Below are 17,398 nucleotides of genomic sequence, written 5' to 3' on the forward strand. Positions count from 1 at the left end.
ACGGGGAACACTAAGATGGCCTGGACTGTTACTGGCAATGACTTCGGAAATCATGATGGACATGGAGGCGGCGATGGCTACGGTGACCCCGGACTCGGCCGCCCCGGGCTTCACGGAAGACCCCGGACCGCATTCGACGGCCCGTCCCCCCGCCGAGCCCGCCGCCTCGGCCTCGGCCGCCGCGCTCGCGGACGCCGGCGACCTGCTCAGAGCACTCGCCGCGCCCGTGCGCATCGCCATCGTCCTGCAACTGCGTAACGCGGACAGGTGCGTACACGAACTGGTGGACACGCTCGATGTCGCGCAGCCGCTGATCAGCCAGCACCTGCGGGTGCTGAAGACCGCGGGGGTCGTACAGGGTGAGCGACGCGGCCGTGAGGTGGTGTACCGGCTGGTCGACGATCACCTTGCGCATATCGTGGTGGACGCCGTAGCCCACGTTCAGGAGGGGAAGTGAGCATGAGTCCGACGACGGCCAACAGTTCCGCGCCGGTCCCGGGACGCCGGTCGACGAAACAGCGGGCCGCCGTGGTCGAGCTGCTCAAGGAGATCGACGACTTCCGTTCCGCCCAGGAACTGCACGACGAGCTGCGCAAACGCGGCGACGGCATCGGGCTCACGACGGTGTACCGGACGCTGCAGTCGCTCTCGGAGGCGGGCGAGATCGACGTCCTGCGCACCGACACCGGCGAGGCCATCTACCGGCGCTGTTCGTCGCACCACCACCATCACCTGGTGTGCCGGATCTGCGGCAGCACCGTCGAGGTCGAGGGACCGGCCGTGGAGCGGTGGGCGGAGAAGATCGCCTCGGAGCACGGGTTCTCGGACATCAGCCACACCGTGGAGATCGTCGGGACCTGCTCGAACCACTGACACCCCAGGCGCTATGAAAGGTCCTTTCCTTGCAAATTTTGCAAGGAAAGGACCTTTCATAGCATCCGGCTCAGTGCTCGGCGTGACTCCCGTGAAGGGGCCTTCTCGCGGCCGCCGACCAGGGCAAAAAGCTGCAATGAAGGGGCTTCCGGGTCAGTACTCGTAGGGGTCCTTCGGCGCCGGCACCTGCCGCACCGAGGTGAGCGTCAAGTCCGGCATGTAGCTGTTCTCCCGCACCGCGGTGCCCGGCACGACCGTCCCGGTCACCTCCAGCCAGGTGTCGTCGCGGAAGCCCGCCACGTCTTGGCCCACGAGCCGCACGGTGATCGGGAAGGCGTCGGCGGCGCAGCAGCCGATCACCATCCTGGCCAGCATCGTGTTGCCCTCGTTGTGCACGACGAACCCGGACAGCCGCACCGGCCGCCCGTTCAGGCTCCCGCTTTTGTCCCACCCCGCGCGGCTGACGAACTCGTTGACCTCCAACGGAACCACGTCGCCGGCGGGCAGGGGCGGGAAGGCGGCCGCGTTACTCGCCGAAGCGCTTTGCGGCGCCCTGGCCTCGGTGCGGGTCACCGAATCGGCGCCCAGCGCGGGCGGCGCGACCAGGAAGACGGCCAGCACCGGCACCATCAGCAGCCAGGCCGAACGGGTGTTGTGCTCGTGCGCGTGGACATCGCCGGACACGACGGCGGCGGCCCGCGCGGCCAGCAGGTCACGGACGATCGCGATCGCGCCCAGCGTGACCATCACCGCGCCGCCCGCGATGATCCACGGCTGCTGCGCGGGTTTGACGTAGCGCAGGTAGTCGCCGTTGATCGTGATCTTGAGCAGGGCGCCGCCGAGCAGGATCAGCAGGATGTTCTGGGTCTCGCGTTTCACGCGCCACCTCCGAGGATGAGCATGCCGGAGACGACGGCGCAGGACAGCGCGACGACGAACGTCACGGGCGCGAACCGCATCGCGAAGGATTTGCCGAAGGTGCCGGTCTGCAAAGCGAACAGTTTGACGTCGATCGCGGGCCCGACCACCAGGAACACCAGTTTCGGCAGCAGCGGCATCGCGGTCAGCGACGCGGCGACGAAGGCGTCGGCCTCACTGCACAGGGCCAGCACGACGGCGAGCACGGCCATCACCAGCACCCCGAGCACGATCTGCTCGCCGAGCACGCCGAACCATTTGGCGGGCACCAGCACGTTCATCGCGGCGGCGATCATCGCGCCGAGCACGAGGAAACCGCCCGCCTCGACGAGATCCGCCCGCGCGGTCTCGGCGAAGGTCTTCCACCGCGAACCGTGCTGGACGTCCGGCATGCGCCGCAGCGCGCGCTCCGCGATCCAGTCGAGCTTGCCCCACTTCGCCCACAGCCAGCCCATCACCATCGCCGTGGCGAGCGAACCGGCGAACCGGGCGAACACCATTTCCGGGTTCCCGGGGAACGCCACCGCCGTCGCGACCAGGACCACCGGGTTCACCGCGGGCGCGGCCAGCAGGAACGTCAGCGCGGCCGCGGGCGCGACACCCTGGCCGATCAGCCGCCGCGCGACGGGCACCGACGCGCATTCACAACCCGGCAGGGCGACCCCGGCCAGCCCCGCGACACCGACCGCGGCACCGGCTCGGCGGGGAAGCACCTTCTTCAGCACCCGCGCGGGCACGAACGCCGCGATCGCGCCACTGATCAGCACCCCGAGCACCAGGAACGGCAGTGCCTGCACGCAGACGGCGACGAACACCGTCGAGCCGGTCCGCAGCGCGGGCACGTCGAACACCTGCTGGAGCCAGCTCTGCCCGAGGATCGCGATCAGCAGGATCGCGCAGAGCACCTCGATCGAGGTGATCTTGAACCGCCGGGCCGGTTTCTCCGGGGCGCTTCTGGAAATGGTTTCCATGCGCGAGATGATGCCAGGTGACCCTGTGTGGAGACGGTCAGTCCCCGGTGGCGGTGCCCAGGAGGTCGGAGCGCAGCTGCGACGCGGTGGAGACGACCAGCATGAGCAGCGTCCCGAGCGGCGAGGCGTCCATGCCCTCGGCCGGAAACGCGTACCTCAGCGTGATGTCGATGCCCTTCTCCGACCGCACGACGCCGAGCGTGCCGAACAGGCCCTGTCCGGCACGTTCCGCCGCCGAGGCCGCGATCGCCGGATCGTCCGGCAGGTCCCAGGCCACCACGCAGGTCAGGCTCAGCACGGTCAGCCCTTCGGCCAGCCGGGTCGCCTGGATGACACACGGGACGTCCGCGTGCGAGAAGGTCAGTGCGCCGTCGTCGTCGACGTGGACTTCGAGATAGCGCTCGAGGGCTTCCCGTGCCGACGTCAGCAACGCCGCCGTATCGGCTGCTTCGGTGGTCATGAGGTCCCTTCGGAAGCCTTGTCGATGGCCCCGCCGAAGCGGCGGTCCCGTTTCGCGAACTCGAGGCACGCCCGCCAAAGGTGGGTGCGGTCGAAGTCCGGGAAGAGCGTGTCCTGGTAGACCATCTCGGCGTAGGCCGACTGCCAGAGCAGGAAGTTCGACGTCCGCTGCTCCCCCGACGGCCGCAGGAAGAGGTCCACGTCCGGCATGTCGGGCTGGTACAGGTACTTGCCGATGGTCTTCTCGGTGACCTTGTCCGGGTTCAGCTTCCCGTCGGCGACGTCCTGCGCGATCCGCCGCATGGCGTCGCCCAGTTCGGCGCGGCCGCCGTAGTTGACGCACATGGTCATGTTCAGTGCCGTGTTGTTCTTGGTCTTCTCCTCGGCGACCTGCAGTTCCTTGATCACGCTCGCCCACAGCTTGGGACGGCGGCCCGCCCAGCGGATGCGGACGCCGATCGAGCCGAGGTAGTCGACCTGACGACGGATGGTGTCGCGGTTGAAGCCCATCAGGAAGCGGACCTCTTCCGGGCTCCGCTTCCAGTTTTCGGTGGAGAAGGCGTACACCGACAGCCATTTGACGCCGAGTTCCACGGCACCGCTGGCGACGTCGATCATCACCGCTTCGCCGCGTTTGTGGCCCTCGATGCGCGGCAGTCCCCGCTGGTTGGCCCAGCGGCCGTTGCCGTCCATCACCAGCGCGACATGCTTCGGGAGGAGTTCCCGGGGGATCTCCGGCGGCCGGGCACCGGACGGATGCGGCTCCGGCGCGCGAAGTTCGAATTGTGACGCCTTGTTCTCGCGTCCCCTGCGCAGCACCTTCGAGCCTCCTGATCGAGTGAACCTGTGCCTGCGACCCTACTGCGCTCCGGTGGTGCTCTCCCGAGCACGCCTCTCCACCAGCGGCAGCGAGCGCAACTGGCGCTCCAGATGCCATTGCAGATGCGCCGCGACCAGTCCGGACGCGTCACGCCTCGGCACCGGCTGCGACGCTTCGGCCACCGGCCATTCGCCGTGCAGAAGCGCGGCGAGCAGGGTCAGCACCTCGTGGGAGGGGTGCACACAGCCGGGAACCCGGCAATCCGGGCACATCGAGCCGCCGGCCGACACGCTGAACGCCTTGTGCGGACCCGGCAGGCCACATCGGGCGCATTCGGTGATCGCGGGCGCCCAGCCGGCATAGGCCATGGCCCGCAGGAAGAAGGCGTCGAGCACGAGGGAACTGTCACGTTCACCTCCCGCGAGAGCGCGAAGGGCGCCGACGACGAGCATGTAGAGCTTGAGTACCGGCTCGCCCTCTTCGGCGGACAACCGGTCCGCCGTCTCGGCGATGGCGCTCGCGGCGGTGTAGCGCTGGTAATCGGCCACCAGCGGCAACGCGAAGGCGTCGACCGTCTCGACCTGGGTGATCACATCCAGGGAGCGGCCGGTGTAGAACTGGACGTCGACGTGGCCGAACGGCTCCAGCCGCGCGCCGAAGCGCGAGGACGTCCGACGCACGCCTTTCGCGACCGCACGGACCTTGCCGTGCCGTCGCGTGAGCAGGGTGACGATCCGGTCGGCCTCACCCAGCTTGTGCGTCCGCAACACCACCCCGGTGTCGCGATAGAGGTTCACCACCCCGACATCGTCCCACCCGGGACCGACATCGGGGTGGTGTGCCCCGGAATCAGCAGTAGCGCCCGTAGCAGCTGGGCACGGACGAGGCCGCGACGATCGAGATGATGATCATCACGATGGCGAAGACGCAGCCGAGCCCACCGATGATCGACGCGATCATGCACATGGTCCTCGTGGACCGCGACGCGTCCGCGGCGGCGGCGTAGTTGCCCTGCATCTTGTAGGTGTTGACCTCGTTGGACTTCATGATCGCGAAGATCGCGATGATCCAGCAGAGGAAGATGCAGCCGATCGCCCAGCCCTTGTAGTCCTTGATGGCGTTGATGTCGCCACCGCCACCGGGCATACCGCCCGGGGCACCGTAGGGAGAAGGCTGGCCGTACGGAGCCGGCTGACCGTAGGGAGCGGGCATGCCGCCGGACGGCGGCCCGTAGCCGGGCTGCTGTCCGTAGGGCTGCTGCTGGCCGTAAGGGTTGGTCATGAAAGTGGTCCTCGTTGTTCTTTCGTTCTACGGTCGGGCTAGAACGCCGTCGCGGCGGCCAGGATGATCCAGAGGATGGAGAACAGGCAGCCGACGCCGCCGATGATCGACGCGATCATGCACATGGTCTTCGTCGACTTCGACGCGTCCATGGCGGCGGCGTAGTTGCCCTGCATCTTGTAGGTGTTGACCTCGTTGGACTTCATGATCGCGAAGATCGCGATGATCCAGCAGAGGAAGATGCAGCCGATCGCCCAGCCCTTGTAGTCCGGGATCGAATTGATGTCGCCACCGCCACCGGGCATGCCACCCGGAGCGCCATACGGCGCGGGCTGACCGTACGGCGCGGGCTGGCCATAGGGCGCCGGCTGGCCGTACGGCATCGGGTTCGCACCGGACGGCTGACCGTACGGCGCGGGCGTGGCGCCGGACGGGGGTCCGTATCCGGGCTGAGGCTGCTGGCCATAGGGCTGCTGCTGGCCGGGGCCGGGCTGCTGGCCGTACGGGTTCGTCATCGGGTTCCCCACTTGTGTCGTGCTTCCCGGCGGGTGGATCCCGCCGGTCGTTCCTTACTGCTGCGGTGTGCCGGGCCCGTTCGACCCGTCCGCTCCTGGCAACTGCTGCCTCAGCTGCTCCGGCGTGATCTTCTGCGTCGGCTCGGCTTCGTCGAACCCGGACGGCGCCTGCTGAGGCGGCTGGCCGGGGCGAAGGACCTGAGTCGGCTCGGCCTCGCCCAAGGCCGGTCCCGGCTGGGACTCCGGGGACGGCGCCGCGGTTCCCTGCGGCTGCTGACCGAACGGCTGGGACGGCTGCTGCCCGAACGGCTGCGGCTGCTGGGCCTGCTGCCCGAACGGGGACGGCTGCTGCTGCGCGCCGAACGGCTGCTGCTGCGGCTGCTGGCCGAACGGCGAGGGCTGCGCGGGGAACGACGGCGAAGAAGGCGGCGGCGCGGGGAATCCCGGGTTCTGGCCGAAAGGTGCCGCCGCGACCGCGGCGGCTTCGCCCGGGACGACGACGGTGCTGAGGATCTTGTCGGCGAACGTCTGCTTCTTCTCGTCCCACAGCGGCCAGAGGTAACCGAGGCCGCAGATCCAGCCGTCGAGGTTGTGGCACAGGTCCCGGACGAAGGCCATCAGCGGCCCGATCGGCTGCCCGTCGGCCTCGCGGACGAGCTTGATCTTCAGGATCTTCTTGCCGAGGGACTGGCCGGTGGTGCCCATCCGGATCCATCGGTTGTAGACGGTCCAGCCGAATCCGGCGAGATAACCGAGACCGGCGATGAACAGGCCGACCGTGCGAAGCCCTGTCGCCGAAATGATCATGCCGATGATCGGGAGCACGACGATCGGGCCGAAGTCGATGAGGGTCGCGCCCGCGCGAAGGCCCCAGTGGGCGTAGTCGGTCTGCGGGCCGAACTGGGCGGCCTGGCCGAACGGCGAAGGCTGGCCGGGCTGCTGACCGAACGGCGAAGACTGCGGGGGCTGCTGCCCGAACGGCTGCTGCTGCTGCTGCGCGCCGAACGGCTGGCCCGGTTGCTGCGGCTGCTGCCCGAACGGAGCCTGCGGCGGCTGCCCGAACGGCGAAGACTGGTCACTCTGGGGAGCGTGCGGCTGCTGCTGGCCGAACGGCGAAGGCTGCTCGCCGGATGGCTGCTGCCCGAATGGTGAGGGCTGTTCTCCCGACGGCGGCTGTCCGAACGGCTGCTGCGGCTGCGGTGACTGCCCGTCCCCCGGCGCGGGCCCGGACCCGGGCGGCGGCTGCTGTCCCGGCGGCTGCTGGCCGTAGGGAGTGGTCATCGAAATCCCCTCGCTGGTTCCTCGCCCCTGGCGCACGGGGCCTCGTGCGGCGACCCGGGCTGAATGTACGGCATGGGTATACGCCGAGCAGACCGGTGCGCGGGAGCGTACTCGGTACCACCGACGATCCGGGCCTCGGCCCGGCACTCAGACGTAGAGCGAGGTGAACGGGGCGAAGGGCAGGTTACGGATGATGAACCAGACGACGAACACGACGCCGAACGCGAGCGGTGTCCAGCGCCAGTGCAGCCAGCTGTTCACGGCCCGGCCGCGAAGTCTGCCCACCGCCCAGGCGGCGGTGCTCCAGACGAGCAGCAGAACGACCACAAAGGACACCGCGTTGTAGTGCAGCGCGGCGGGGATGTCCCCGTGCAGCGCGCTGTAGACCATGCGCATGCCACCGCAGCCGGGGCAGGCGATGCCCAGTAATGACTTGGTGGGACAGACCGGAAGCGGTCCGCCCGGAGTGGTGGGATCACCCAGCCAGAGGACGACGCAGCCGAGGCCGGCGCCGGCCGCGATGGCCAGGGGCGGCCCCAGCGCGCGGGCCCTTGCTTTGAACCCGCGCGCCGGGAATCCCGTGTAGACGGACGTCGTCACGGCGTGAAGCTTCCCGCCGACGCGCCGATGATGACCATCACCACGATGAAGATGATGTACAGCAGGAAAAGTCCACCGGTGGCGATCGCTCCCCACATGGACCACTTCTTCGCGTCGTCGGCGGCCTTCTGGGCTTCCGCGTGGAAACCCTGTGACCACAACGTCTGCACCTGGCTCGACTTCACGATCGCCACGATACCCAGCGGCAAGCAGCACAACACCGTGCAGAGAATGGCCCACACCAGGTTGTTGTCCGGCGGGGGACCGTAATTCGGCATGCCACCGTAATACGGCTGCTGCGGCGGAGGCCCGCCCGGGGGCGGGTAGTTCGGGTATTGGTCGGTCATGAGGTCTCCCCCTCGATCGCCTCGATCAGCGGTAGTTGTTCACGTCGACTGAGGCCGAGAAGACACCCAGGGCGACGACGAGAACAAGGTAGAGGATGCCGATCACGACACCGACGATGGCGGCGATGATCGACCACTTCTTGGCGGCGTCGGCCGCTTCCTGCGCCGCGGCGGGCTGGCCCTGCGCCCAGAGGGTGTTCACCTGGTTCGCCTTGACGATGGCGACGATGCCGAAGGGCAGGCAGCACAGGATCGTGGTGAGGATGGCCCACACCAGGTTGTTGTTGGGCGGCGGGCCGGGGTTGTTGAAGCCGCCACCGCCCTGAGGGTCGCCGGAGTAGTTGGGCAGGCCCTGGTTGTCGGTCATTTACCGCTTTCCCTTCACGAATGAGATGCAGAACTACGACCCGGGCGCGCCGCCCGATCAGCGATCACCGGAGTCAAGGGTTGAGACTCTAAGGTCACCCGTCCGGTTCCACATCATCAACCGGTCTCCGCGACCGAATCGAGACATTCCGTTCAGTCAGAAGCCCAGCCGTCGCAACTGACGGGGGTCGCGCTGCCACTCTTTGGCGACCTTGATGTGCAGGTCGAGGTAGACCTTCGTGCCGAGAAGCCCCTCGATCTGCTGCCGCGCGCGGGCGCCGACGTCCTTGAGCCGCTCACCCTTGTGCCCGAGGATGATGCCCTTCTGGCTCGGTCGTTCCACATAGAGGAACGCGTGCACGTCGATCATGTCGTCCCTGCCCTCGTGCGGCAGCATTTCCTCGACGGTGACGGCGATCGAGTGCGGAAGCTCGTCCCGGACACCTTCCAGCGCGGCCTCGCGGATCAGCTCGGCGACCAGGGTCTGCTCGGGCTCGTCGGTGAGTTCGCCGCCCGGATACAGCTGTGGGCCTTCGGGAAGGTGCCGTACCAGCAGATCCGAGAGCGCGCCGACCTGGAAACCGTCCACAGCGGACACCGGGATCAGCTCGGCGAACTCCATGACCTCCTGCAGGGCGAGCAACTGCTCGGCGACCTGCTCGGGTTTCACGAGATCCGTCTTGGTGACCACGCCGATCACCGGGGTCCGCTTGGCGATCTTCTTCAGTTCGGCGGCGATGAACCGGTCACCGGGACCGACTTTTTCGTTGGCGGGCACGCAAAGTCCGACAACGTCCACTTCGGACCATGTCGAGTGGACGATGTCGTTGAGCCGCTCGCCGAGCAGTGTCCTCGGCCGGTGCAGCCCCGGTGTGTCGATGATCACCAGCTGGGCGTCGTCGCGGTGGACGATACCGCGGATGGCGTGCCGGGTGGTCTGCGGTTTGCTGGAGGTGATCGCCACCTTGCTGCCGACGAGCGCGTTGGTCAGCGTGGACTTGCCCGCGTTGGGCCGCCCGACGAAGCAGGCGAAACCGGAACGGTGCGGCTCGGCCATCAGCTCAGCACCTTGCCACTGGGATCCGCGAGATAGACCGGGGCCTTTTCGGCGATGTCACGCACCGCCTGCACGGACGCCTCCTTGAGCAGGCCTTCGGCGGTGACCACGACGGCGGCCTCGATTCCTTCGGCTCCGCTCGAAACGGCGGCGGCGACGGCGGCCTGCAGCGCGGTGAGTTGGAACGACGGCTGGTCGACCGTGCTCGCCGCGTAGGTGCGGCCGTCGGTGTCGCGAAGCGCGGCGCCCTCGGCGGCCTGGGTGCGGGCTCGCGCGGACCTGGCCAGGGTCACCAGCTTCTGGTCCTCGGCGTCCAGCTCAGGCATGTTCGACACTCCTGTCACTTTCATCGGGCTGCGGGACCCGGGTGCGACGCCTGCCCTGGGCTGCGTCGGTCACCGCGTCCGCGTGGGCGGGGTGGACGACCACCGTGGTGATCCGCATCCGCCCGCGCCGGTCCTTACCGCCTTCGGCGAACAGCCGAAGTCCGGCGACCTCGGCTTCGGCCCCCGGCAGCGGGACCCTACCCAGTCGCTCGGCGAGCAGTCCGCCCACGGTCTCCACGTCATGGTCTTCGAGATCGATCCCGAACAGTTCGCCGAGGTCGTCGATCGAGAGCCGGGACGACACGCGGACCGCGCCGTTTTCGAGCTCTTCGACCTCGGGACGCTCGTCGGTGTCTGATTCGTCGGTGATCTCGCCGACGATCTCCTCGAGGACGTCCTCGATGGTGAGCAGGCCGGCGGTGCCGCCGTACTCGTCGACGGCGATCGCCATGTGGTTGTGCGAGACCTGCATCTCCTTGAGCAGATCGTCGAGCCGCTTCGAGTCCGGCACGAAGCTCGCCGGGTTCATCAGCTCCTCGACCTGCCGCTGCGAACCGCCCTCGGCCATGTACGCGGGCATGAGGTCCTTGATGTTGACCACGCCGACGACATCGTCGACGGAGTCGCCGATCACCGGCAGCCGGGTGAACCCGGTGCGCAGGGCCAGCGCGAGCGCCTGGCGCACGGTCTTGTCGTGCTCGATCCAGACGATCTCCGTCCGCGGCACCATGACCTCGCGCGCGACGGTGTCGCCGAGTTCGAACACCGAGTGGATCATCTCGCGTTCGGATTCCTCGACGACGCCGCGTTCCTGGGCGAGGTCGACCAGCTCACGCAGTTCGACTTCGGAGGTGAACGGGCCTTCCCGGAAGCCGCGGCCGGGGGTGATCGCGTTACCGAGGACGATCAGCAGCCTGCTGAGCGGGCCGAGGATCGAGCCGAGGACGCGGACGGGACCCGCGACGACGAGACCGATCCGGTACGGGTGCTGGCGGCCGAGGGTGCGCGGGCCGACCCCGATGAGCACGTAACTCACCACGACCATCACCCCCGCCGCGACGACGATGGCGAGCCACAGCGGCCCGATCCAGCGGAGGATGTCGACGGTGACCAGCACCGTGGCGGTCAGCTCGCAGGTCATCCGCAGCAGCAGGATCAGGTTGATGTGGCGGCGGCGTTCGGCGATGACCAGCGCGAGCTGACGCGCGCCGGGGCGGCCGAGCCGGACGAGGCCGTCGGCACGGGCTTTGGAGACCGTGCTGACCGCCGCGTCGGCGGCCGCGAACACCCCGGCGAGCAGGATCAGCGCGATGGCGATGACCAGCAGGGCCGTGGGACTACCCATTTCTAGGCGGGGGGTTCGTCGGCGGGCACGGTGTCGAGACCGGCGGTGCCGAGGAGCCTGTCGTCCGCGGTGCGCTGCGCGTCGCGCCTGTTCACCGCGGCCACGGCGGCCTGGAACTCGCCGAGGATCCGCTTCTGCAGACCGAACATCTCGCGTTCCTCGGCGGGTTCGGCGTGGTCGTAGCCGAGCAGGTGCAGCACGCCGTGCGTGGTGAGCAGGTGCAGCTCGTCCATCAGCGAATGGCCCGCCGTCTTGGCCTGGTCCTTCGCGAACGCCGGGCACAGCACGATGTCACCGAGCAGCGCGGGTGAGGCGTCGGGCGCGTCGGGGCGGCGCGACGAGTCGAGCTCGTCCATCGGGAAGGCCATCACGTCGGTGGGACCGGGCAGGTCCATCCACCGTTCGTGCAGGTCCTCCATCACCTCGAGGGTGACGAGCAGGATGGACAGCTCGGCGAGCGGGCTGACCTCCATCTTGTCGAGCGCGAAGCGGGCGGCCGACACGATCGACGTCTCGTCGACGTTCACGCCGGACTCATTGGCGATCTCGATGCTCATGACCGCCGCTGACCCTTCCAACCGTTGCCCTTGTCCTGGCTGTCCTGCAGCGCCTGCCACTTCTCGTACGCGTCGACGATGTCGCCGACGAGCCTGTGCCGCACCACGTCCTGGCTGGTGAGCTGGGCGAAGTGCAGGTCTTCGACACCTTCGAGGATGTCGCGGACCACCCGCAGGCCGCTCTTCTGGCCGGTGGGGAGGTCGACCTGGGTGATGTCACCGGTGACGACGATCTTGGCGCCGAACCCGAGCCGGGTGAGGAACATCTTCATCTGTTCCGGCGTGGTGTTCTGCGCTTCGTCGAGGATGATGAAGGCGTCGTTGAGGGTGCGGCCGCGCATGTACGCGAGCGGCGCGATCTCGATGGTGCCCGCCTGCATCAGCCGCGGGATCGACTCGGGCTCGACCATGTCGTGCAGCGCGTCGTAGAGCGGGCGCAGGTACGGGTCGATCTTCTCGTTGAGCGTGCCCGGCAGGTAGCCGAGGCGCTCGCCCGCTTCGACCGCGGGGCGCGTCAGCACGATGCGGGTGACCTGCTTGGCCTGCAGTGCCTGGACGGCCTTGGCCATCGCGAGGTACGTCTTGCCGGTACCGGCGGGGCCGATGCCGAACACGATGGTGTGCTTGTCGATGGCGTCGACGTAGCGCTTCTGGTTCAGCGTCTTGGGCCGGATCGTCTTGCCGCGCCGGGAGATGATGTTCATGCTCAGCACTTCGGCCGGTGACTCGTGGTCACCGGTGGAGAGCATGCCGACGGTGCGGCGGACGGTGGCCGGGTCGACCTGCTGGCCGCGGCCGGCGAGCGTCACGAGTTCGGCGAAGACACGTTCGGCGAAGGCGACGTCGGCGGGGGCGCCGGTCAGGGTGACCTCGTTGCCCCGGACGTGGACGTCGGCGGCGAGAAGTTCTTCGGCGACGCGGAGGTTTTCGTCCCTCGAGCCGAGCAGGCTGAGCGCGGCGGCTTCGGGGATGGGGAATCGGGACTGGGCCGCTTCGATGACAGCGGCCTCGTCGGCCTTCGTCGGGGTGACGTCCGTGGGAACGTCGGGTCGGGCGGCTTCACCCGGTACGGTTCCGGCCACGTGGCCTCTGGCCTACTTCCTGCGCTTACGCTGCGATTTTCAACGACAGTGACAAGGTCGATGTTACTGGTTGCGGAGGGCGGCACGCAGTCCGGTTTCCGCAGGCCGCGCGCTTCAGCGTCCGAAATGCCCCAGCTGCTCGCCGCCGAGCACGTGCGCGTGCACGTGGAAGACGGTCTGCCCGGCGTCACGGTCGGTGTTGAAGACCACCCGGTACCCGGATTCGGCGATCCCCTCGAGCTCCGCGACCTTCTTGGCGGTGGCGGTCACGTCGGCGAGGAGCCGCGGGTCCGCGGCGGCCAGTTCGGCGACGTTCCGGTACCGCTTCTTCGGCACGACGAGCACGTGGACCCGCGCCTGCGGCGCTATGTCCCGGAACGCATAGGTCGTCTCGTCCTCGTACACCTTGTCGGACGGGATCTCGCCCGCGATGATCCGCTCGAACAACGTCTCCGCGTCACTCATTCCCCCACCCTAACGTCGCGGTTGGTCTCGCTGGTGATGTGCTCGAACAAACCGGCGTGGATGCGGGTGCGCACTCCCTCGGCCCACGGTTCGTCGAGCTCGGCGGCGTCGAGGGCGGCCATGTTGTTGAGAAGCATGCCGAAGGCGAGGAACGACTTCAGGGTCACCGGATCGAGCTGCGCGGCTCCGGCGACCGTGTCCCACATGTGGCCGAACCGCGACCGCACGAAATCGCGGACCTCGCTGTCCCCACAAGCCGCGAAGCCCTGCAGCTGCACCATGAGCGTGGTCCGATCGGCGAGCAACCCGTGATACTGCGCGCCCATCAACGAAAGCGCGTCAAGCCCCTCGGCCCCCTCAGCCGCCTCCGCCATCCCCTCACTGAACCGATCGAAGGCAGCCCCCACCACCTCCAGAAACAACGCCTTCTTCGTCCCGAACATCCGGAACACATACGCCTGCGTAATCCCCGCCTCGCGCGCGATCACCTCAACAGACGCCCCCTTCAGCCCATTCTCCGCGAACTCCCGCGCCGCGACCCCCACCACCTGCGCCCTTCTCTCCGCCCCGCCCATCCGCTTCGCCATCCCGCCAAGCTACTGCCCACCACCCACAACCCCCGCACACACCAGCGGGCCGCGCTTCCCGCTCACCAGGCAAGGGCCGCCAGGCCCAACGCCGACCCGCTTCCCTCTCACCAGGCAAGGGCCGCCAGGCCCAATGCCGACCCCACCCGCCAACCGCCGCCGGACGCACCGTGGGGGGTCCGGGGGGCTCGGCCCCCCGGGCAGACACGCGGAACCGCGCCGCGGCGCGAAATTTGGGACGCAGCAAGGAGCGAAGCGACTTGCGAAGCCCCCAAATGAAGACGCCGCGGCGCGGTGGAGCCTGGGGGTCGCTCCACCGCCGCCGCGGCTCCGCCGGACCGAGGGGGGAGGTGCCCGGCGGGGATTCACGCGCGCGACTGGGCTTCATCCCCAGTGGCGCGCCGAAACCGTGTGTTGCGCGTCAGTTAACGAGAGTAACGGCTGTTTGTGTGATCGCGCCATAACTCGCCGCAAATTAGTGGGGTGTTTTTTCACTTCCAGCGGTCGGTGAGTGCGCCGAGTGCGCCGAGTGCGACGGCGGCGGCGGTGGAGGTGCGTAAAACGGTGGGGCCCAACCGGATGGCGGTGGCGCCGGCGTCGGTGAGGGTGGTGAGTTCTTCGTCGGTGATGCCGCCTTCGGGGCCGACGATGAGGAGGATGTCGCCTTGTGCCGGGAGTTCGATCTCGGTGAGGCGGGTGGTGATGCCGGATTCGAGGACGAGTGCGCGGGAAACGGTCTGGGTGAGTTCGGCGAGTTCGCGGGTGGTGGCGGGTTCGGCGACTTCGGGGACGTGGGCGCGTCGGGCTTGTTTGGCGGCGGCGCGGGCGGTGGCGCGCCAGCGGCCGAGGGCTTTGTCGCCGCGGGTTCCTTCTTCCCAGCGGGCGACGCTGCGGGCGGCGCGCCAGGGGACGATGGCGTCGGCGCCTGCTTCGGTGGCGAGTTCGACGGCGAGTTCGCCGCGGTCGCCTTTGGCGAGTGCCTGGGCGACGATGACGCGCAGTGCGGGTGGTTCCTCGGTCCAGTGTTCTTCGATGGCGAGGGTGAGTGCCGCGTCTCTGCCTGCTTGGACGGCTTCGACGACGCAGCGCGCCATGCCGCCTTCGCCGTCGGACAGCACGAGGTGTTCGCCGACGCGCAGTCGCCGGACGGTGGCGGCGTGCCGGGCTTCCTCACCGTCGAGGGTGGTGCGCCCGGAGCCGGGCAGCGCGGCGGTGAGGAAGACCGGCAGTGTCGTCTCTGGCACGGGTTACCGGTGGTTCTTGGTGCGCAGCTTGGAGAACAGTCCGCCGGGCTTGGAGCCGTTCGAGGAGAGCGAAGGGACGTCTTCGCCGCGCTGCTGGGCGAGTTCGACGAGGAGGTCGCGCTGGGCGTCGTCGAGTTTGGTCGGCACGACGACGTCGATGTGGACGTGCAGGTCGCCGCGGCCGTCGACGCGGCCGGAGGACCGCAGCCGCGGCATGCCCTTGCCGGTGAGCACGAGTTCGGTGGCGGGCTGGGTGCCCGGCTCGATGTCGAGTTCGTAGTCGCCGTCGACGAGGGTCTCGATGGGCACCGTGGCACCGAGGGCGGCGGTGGTCATCGGGATGCGGAAGTTGCAGTGCAGGTCGTTGCCCTGCCGGACGAAGACCTCGTGCGGTGCCTCGTCGATCTCGACGTACAGGTCGCCGGCGGGGCCGCCGCCGGGGCCGACCTCGCCCTGTCCGGAGAGCCGGATGCGCATGCCGTCGCCTACGCCCGGCGGGATCTTCGCGGTGACGTTGCGGCGCGAGCGGACGCGGCCGTCGCCGCCGCACTGGCGGCAGGGGTCGGGGATGACCTCGCCGAAGCCGCGGCAGACCGGGCAGGGGCGGGCGGTGACGACCTGGCCGAGGAAGGACCGCTGCACGGACTGGACCTCGCCGGCGCCGCCGCAGGTGTCGCAGGTCTTGGTGCCGGTGCCGTCGGCCGCGCCGGCACCGCGGCACAGGTCGCAGAGGATGGCGGTGTCGACGGTGATCTCGCGGTCGACGCCGGTGGCGCAGTCCTCGAGGGTCAGGCCGAGGCGGATGAGCGCGTCGGAGCCGGGCTGGACGCGGCTGCGCGGGCCACGGCCGCGGCCGCCGCCGCCTCCGGCGGCGCCGAAGAAGGCGTCCATGATGTCGCCGAGGCCGCCGAAGCCGGAGAACGGGTCTCCGCCCCCACCGCGCGCCCCGCCGTCCATCGGGTCGCCGCCGAGGTCGACGATCTTGCGCTTCTGCGGATCCGACAGCACCTCGTATGCGGTGGTCACCTCGCCGAAGCGATGCTGGGCGTCCTCCGACGGGTTGACGTCGGGGTGCAGTTCACGGGCCATTTTGCGGTACGCGCGCTTGATCTCCTGATCCGTCGCGTTCTTCGCAACCCCGAGAATGCCGTAATAGTCCCTCGCCACCGTCTCCGCCTTCTCCTTCTGCTTTGCCCTCACCGCCGCGTTCAGCGGCCGGCGAGGATCTGCCCCACGTAGTTCGCCACCGCGCGCACCGCGGCGATGGTGTTCGGGTAGTCCATCCTGGTGGGCCCGACGACGCCCATCCCGCCGAGCAGCAGGTCGTCCATGCCGTAGCCGATGGACACCACCGAGGTGCTGCGCATCTGCTCGTCCTCATTTTCCTCACCGATGCGGACGCTGATCGCACCGGGGTTGCGGGCGGCCGCGAGCAGCTTGAGCACGATGACCTGCTCCTCGAGTGCCTCCAGCACCTGCCGCAGCGATCCGGGGAAGTCCGAGACGTTGCGGGTGAGGTTCGCCGTGCCGCCGAGCACGAGCCGCTCTTCGGGGTGCTCGACCAGCGATTCCACCAGCACGGTGCAGACGCGGGTGAGGTTGTCGCGCAGTTCGCCCGGCGATTTCTCGGGCAGTTCGGCGACCGCCGCCGCGGCCTCGGAGAGACGTCGGCCCGCCAGCGCGCCGTTGAGCACGGTGCGCAGCCTGCCGACGTTCTCCTCGGTGATGACGTCCCCGAGGTCGACGGTGCGCTGGTCGACGCGGCCGGAGTCGGTGATCAGCACCAGCATCAGCCGCGCCGGGGTGAGCGGCACCACTTCGAGGTGCCGGACGGCGGAGTTGGTCATCATCGGGTACTGGATGACCGCGACCTGCCTGGTCAGCTGCGCGAGCAGCCGGACGGAGCGGCGCAGGACGTCGTCGACGTCGGTGCCGCTGTCGAGGAAGGCCGTGATGGCCCGGCGTTCGGCCGCGCTGAGTGGTTTGACCTCGGCGATCCGGTCGACGAAGAGCCGGTAGCCCTTGTCGGTGGGGATGCGGCCCGCACTGGTGTGGGGCTGTGTGATGTAGCCCTCTTCTTCCAGCGCCGCCATGTCGTTGCGCACGGTGGCGCTGGACACGCCGAGGTTGTGCCGGTCGACGATCGCCTTGGATCCGACGGGCTCCTGGTTGGAAACGTAGTCGGCGACGATCGCGCGAAGCACCTCGAAACGCCGCTCTTCCGCGTTGGCCACCTGCACCTCCCTCGGCTCGTCCTCACAACGAGTTTACGGAAGGCATAGTGCCCGAGGAGCCGCCGGACGT

The 17,398-nt window shown here is 68.8% G+C and carries 23 protein-coding genes; 2 read left to right on the top strand and 21 right to left on the bottom strand.

All coding sequences use genetic code 11. The features are described 5' to 3' along the window. Positions 1 to 73: 73 nt before the first annotated feature. Both ACLJO0_RS34335 and ACLJO0_RS34340 read left to right on the top strand, forming a co-directional pair. The gene (locus ACLJO0_RS34335; RefSeq protein WP_101613013.1) at positions 74 to 457 is read left to right on the top strand and encodes an ArsR/SmtB family transcription factor; all 384 of its coding nucleotides are present in this window, start codon (positions 74 to 76) and stop codon (positions 455 to 457) included. Between the two features lie 2 nt (positions 458 to 459). After that, a complete protein-coding gene (locus tag ACLJO0_RS34340; protein WP_034316411.1) occupies positions 460 to 873 on the top strand; it encodes a Fur family transcriptional regulator in 414 nt (137 codons plus the stop codon). Positions 874 to 1,026: 153 nt separating this feature from the next. Here the strand turns inward: ACLJO0_RS34340 and ACLJO0_RS34345 are convergent, their stop codons facing one another. The 21 genes from ACLJO0_RS34345 to hrcA form a co-directional block, all read right to left on the bottom strand. Further along, complete coding sequence (locus tag ACLJO0_RS34345; RefSeq protein WP_410583213.1) at positions 1,027 to 1,752, bottom strand: TIGR03943 family putative permease subunit; 726 nt, start codon at positions 1,750 to 1,752, stop codon at positions 1,027 to 1,029. Beyond that, positions 1,749 to 2,762 (bottom strand): permease, encoded by a 1,014-nt coding sequence (locus tag ACLJO0_RS34350; RefSeq protein WP_410583215.1) that lies wholly within the window; start codon positions 2,760 to 2,762, stop codon positions 1,749 to 1,751. The genes ACLJO0_RS34345 and ACLJO0_RS34350 overlap by 4 nt, the downstream gene beginning before the upstream one ends. Before the next feature lie 37 nt (positions 2,763 to 2,799). Continuing rightward, complete coding sequence (locus ACLJO0_RS34355; RefSeq protein ID WP_125793227.1) at positions 2,800 to 3,222, bottom strand: hypothetical protein; 423 nt, start codon at positions 3,220 to 3,222, stop codon at positions 2,800 to 2,802. Then, positions 3,219 to 4,040: an isoprenyl transferase gene (locus ACLJO0_RS34360; RefSeq protein ID WP_125793226.1), complete on the bottom strand. Its 822-nt coding sequence runs from the start codon at positions 4,038 to 4,040 to the stop codon at positions 3,219 to 3,221. The genes ACLJO0_RS34355 and ACLJO0_RS34360 overlap by 4 nt, the downstream gene beginning before the upstream one ends. A gap of 39 nt (positions 4,041 to 4,079) precedes the next feature. Continuing rightward, positions 4,080 to 4,841 carry a DNA repair protein RecO gene (gene recO / locus ACLJO0_RS34365; protein WP_125793225.1) on the bottom strand — a complete coding sequence of 254 codons (762 nt, stop codon included), beginning with the start codon at positions 4,839 to 4,841 and terminating at the stop codon, positions 4,080 to 4,082. A 49-nt stretch (positions 4,842 to 4,890) separates the two neighbouring features. Then, a complete protein-coding gene (locus ACLJO0_RS34370; protein ID WP_125793224.1) occupies positions 4,891 to 5,322 on the bottom strand; it encodes a CD225/dispanin family protein in 432 nt (143 codons plus the stop codon). A 38-nt stretch (positions 5,323 to 5,360) separates the two neighbouring features. Further along, on the bottom strand, positions 5,361 to 5,837 hold the full coding sequence (locus ACLJO0_RS34375) for a CD225/dispanin family protein (protein ID WP_125799701.1): 477 nt from the start codon (positions 5,835 to 5,837) through the stop codon (positions 5,361 to 5,363). 54 nt (positions 5,838 to 5,891) lie between these two features. Beyond that, a complete protein-coding gene (locus tag ACLJO0_RS34380) occupies positions 5,892 to 7,118 on the bottom strand; it encodes an RDD family protein (protein ID WP_410583217.1) in 1,227 nt (408 codons plus the stop codon). A gap of 147 nt (positions 7,119 to 7,265) precedes the next feature. After that, positions 7,266 to 7,718 carry a DUF2752 domain-containing protein gene (locus ACLJO0_RS34385; RefSeq protein WP_125785851.1) on the bottom strand — a complete coding sequence of 151 codons (453 nt, stop codon included), beginning with the start codon at positions 7,716 to 7,718 and terminating at the stop codon, positions 7,266 to 7,268. After that, the gene (locus ACLJO0_RS34390; RefSeq protein ID WP_007034859.1) at positions 7,715 to 8,065 is read right to left on the bottom strand and encodes a CD225/dispanin family protein; all 351 of its coding nucleotides are present in this window, start codon (positions 8,063 to 8,065) and stop codon (positions 7,715 to 7,717) included. The genes ACLJO0_RS34385 and ACLJO0_RS34390 overlap by 4 nt, the downstream gene beginning before the upstream one ends. A 25-nt stretch (positions 8,066 to 8,090) precedes the next feature. Next, complete coding sequence (locus ACLJO0_RS34395; RefSeq protein ID WP_410583219.1) at positions 8,091 to 8,432, bottom strand: CD225/dispanin family protein; 342 nt, start codon at positions 8,430 to 8,432, stop codon at positions 8,091 to 8,093. 156 nt (positions 8,433 to 8,588) lie between these two features. Further along, complete coding sequence (era, locus tag ACLJO0_RS34400) at positions 8,589 to 9,488, bottom strand: GTPase Era (protein ID WP_125785853.1); 900 nt, start codon at positions 9,486 to 9,488, stop codon at positions 8,589 to 8,591. Then, positions 9,488 to 9,814, bottom strand: a complete 327-nt coding sequence (locus ACLJO0_RS34405; protein WP_410583221.1) for a cytidine deaminase — start codon at positions 9,812 to 9,814, stop codon at positions 9,488 to 9,490. The genes era and ACLJO0_RS34405 overlap by 1 nt, the downstream gene beginning before the upstream one ends. Continuing rightward, a complete protein-coding gene (locus ACLJO0_RS34410; RefSeq protein ID WP_410583222.1) occupies positions 9,807 to 11,159 on the bottom strand; it encodes a hemolysin family protein in 1,353 nt (450 codons plus the stop codon). The genes ACLJO0_RS34405 and ACLJO0_RS34410 overlap by 8 nt, the downstream gene beginning before the upstream one ends. 2 nt (positions 11,160 to 11,161) lie before the next feature. Further along, entirely contained in the window at positions 11,162 to 11,716 is a 555-nt protein-coding gene (gene ybeY, locus ACLJO0_RS34415; RefSeq protein ID WP_125785856.1) for an rRNA maturation RNase YbeY, read from the bottom strand. After that, positions 11,713 to 12,798, bottom strand: a complete 1,086-nt coding sequence (locus tag ACLJO0_RS34420; protein ID WP_125793217.1) for a PhoH family protein — start codon at positions 12,796 to 12,798, stop codon at positions 11,713 to 11,715. The genes ybeY and ACLJO0_RS34420 overlap by 4 nt, the downstream gene beginning before the upstream one ends. A gap of 114 nt (positions 12,799 to 12,912) precedes the next feature. Further along, a complete protein-coding gene (locus ACLJO0_RS34425; protein WP_410583224.1) occupies positions 12,913 to 13,263 on the bottom strand; it encodes a histidine triad nucleotide-binding protein in 351 nt (116 codons plus the stop codon). Further along, on the bottom strand, positions 13,260 to 13,850 hold the full coding sequence (locus ACLJO0_RS34430; protein ID WP_410583226.1) for a TetR/AcrR family transcriptional regulator: 591 nt from the start codon (positions 13,848 to 13,850) through the stop codon (positions 13,260 to 13,262). The genes ACLJO0_RS34425 and ACLJO0_RS34430 overlap by 4 nt, the downstream gene beginning before the upstream one ends. 491 nt (positions 13,851 to 14,341) lie before the next feature. Beyond that, positions 14,342 to 15,094 carry a 16S rRNA (uracil(1498)-N(3))-methyltransferase gene (locus tag ACLJO0_RS34435; RefSeq protein ID WP_410583227.1) on the bottom strand — a complete coding sequence of 251 codons (753 nt, stop codon included), beginning with the start codon at positions 15,092 to 15,094 and terminating at the stop codon, positions 14,342 to 14,344. Between the two features lie 3 nt (positions 15,095 to 15,097). Next, positions 15,098 to 16,261 carry a molecular chaperone DnaJ gene (dnaJ, locus tag ACLJO0_RS34440; protein WP_410583228.1) on the bottom strand — a complete coding sequence of 388 codons (1,164 nt, stop codon included), beginning with the start codon at positions 16,259 to 16,261 and terminating at the stop codon, positions 15,098 to 15,100. A 41-nt stretch (positions 16,262 to 16,302) separates the two neighbouring features. Further along, positions 16,303 to 17,328 (bottom strand): heat-inducible transcriptional repressor HrcA, encoded by a 1,026-nt coding sequence (gene hrcA / locus ACLJO0_RS34445; RefSeq protein WP_125793213.1) that lies wholly within the window; start codon positions 17,326 to 17,328, stop codon positions 16,303 to 16,305. Positions 17,329 to 17,398 lie beyond the last annotated feature (70 nt).

Source organism: Amycolatopsis sp. lyj-108 (assembly GCF_046549005.1).
Lineage (GTDB): Bacteria > Actinomycetota > Actinomycetes > Mycobacteriales > Pseudonocardiaceae > Amycolatopsis.

Coding starts and splice junctions, on each gene's coding strand:
- ACLJO0_RS34335 (WP_101613013.1), top strand. CDS start 74: ATGGCTACGGTGACCCCGGACTCGGCCGCCCCGGGCTTCACGGAAGAC.
- ACLJO0_RS34340 (WP_034316411.1), top strand. CDS start 460: ATGAGTCCGACGACGGCCAACAGTTCCGCGCCGGTCCCGGGACGCCGG.
- ACLJO0_RS34350 (WP_410583215.1), bottom strand. CDS start 2,762: ATGGAAACCATTTCCAGAAGCGCCCCGGAGAAACCGGCCCGGCGGTTC.
- ACLJO0_RS34355 (WP_125793227.1), bottom strand. CDS start 3,222: ATGACCACCGAAGCAGCCGATACGGCGGCGTTGCTGACGTCGGCACGG.
- ACLJO0_RS34370 (WP_125793224.1), bottom strand. CDS start 5,322: ATGACCAACCCTTACGGCCAGCAGCAGCCCTACGGACAGCAGCCCGGC.
- ACLJO0_RS34375 (WP_125799701.1), bottom strand. CDS start 5,837: ATGACGAACCCGTACGGCCAGCAGCCCGGCCCCGGCCAGCAGCAGCCC.
- ACLJO0_RS34380 (WP_410583217.1), bottom strand. CDS start 7,118: ATGACCACTCCCTACGGCCAGCAGCCGCCGGGACAGCAGCCGCCGCCC.
- ACLJO0_RS34390 (WP_007034859.1), bottom strand. CDS start 8,065: ATGACCGACCAATACCCGAACTACCCGCCCCCGGGCGGGCCTCCGCCG.
- ACLJO0_RS34395 (WP_410583219.1), bottom strand. CDS start 8,432: ATGACCGACAACCAGGGCCTGCCCAACTACTCCGGCGACCCTCAGGGC.
- era (WP_125785853.1), bottom strand. CDS start 9,488: ATGGCCGAGCCGCACCGTTCCGGTTTCGCCTGCTTCGTCGGGCGGCCC.
- ACLJO0_RS34405 (WP_410583221.1), bottom strand. CDS start 9,814: ATGCCTGAGCTGGACGCCGAGGACCAGAAGCTGGTGACCCTGGCCAGG.
- ACLJO0_RS34410 (WP_410583222.1), bottom strand. CDS start 11,159: ATGGGTAGTCCCACGGCCCTGCTGGTCATCGCCATCGCGCTGATCCTG.
- ybeY (WP_125785856.1), bottom strand. CDS start 11,716: ATGAGCATCGAGATCGCCAATGAGTCCGGCGTGAACGTCGACGAGACG.
- ACLJO0_RS34425 (WP_410583224.1), bottom strand. CDS start 13,263: ATGAGTGACGCGGAGACGTTGTTCGAGCGGATCATCGCGGGCGAGATC.
- ACLJO0_RS34430 (WP_410583226.1), bottom strand. CDS start 13,850: ATGGCGAAGCGGATGGGCGGGGCGGAGAGAAGGGCGCAGGTGGTGGGG.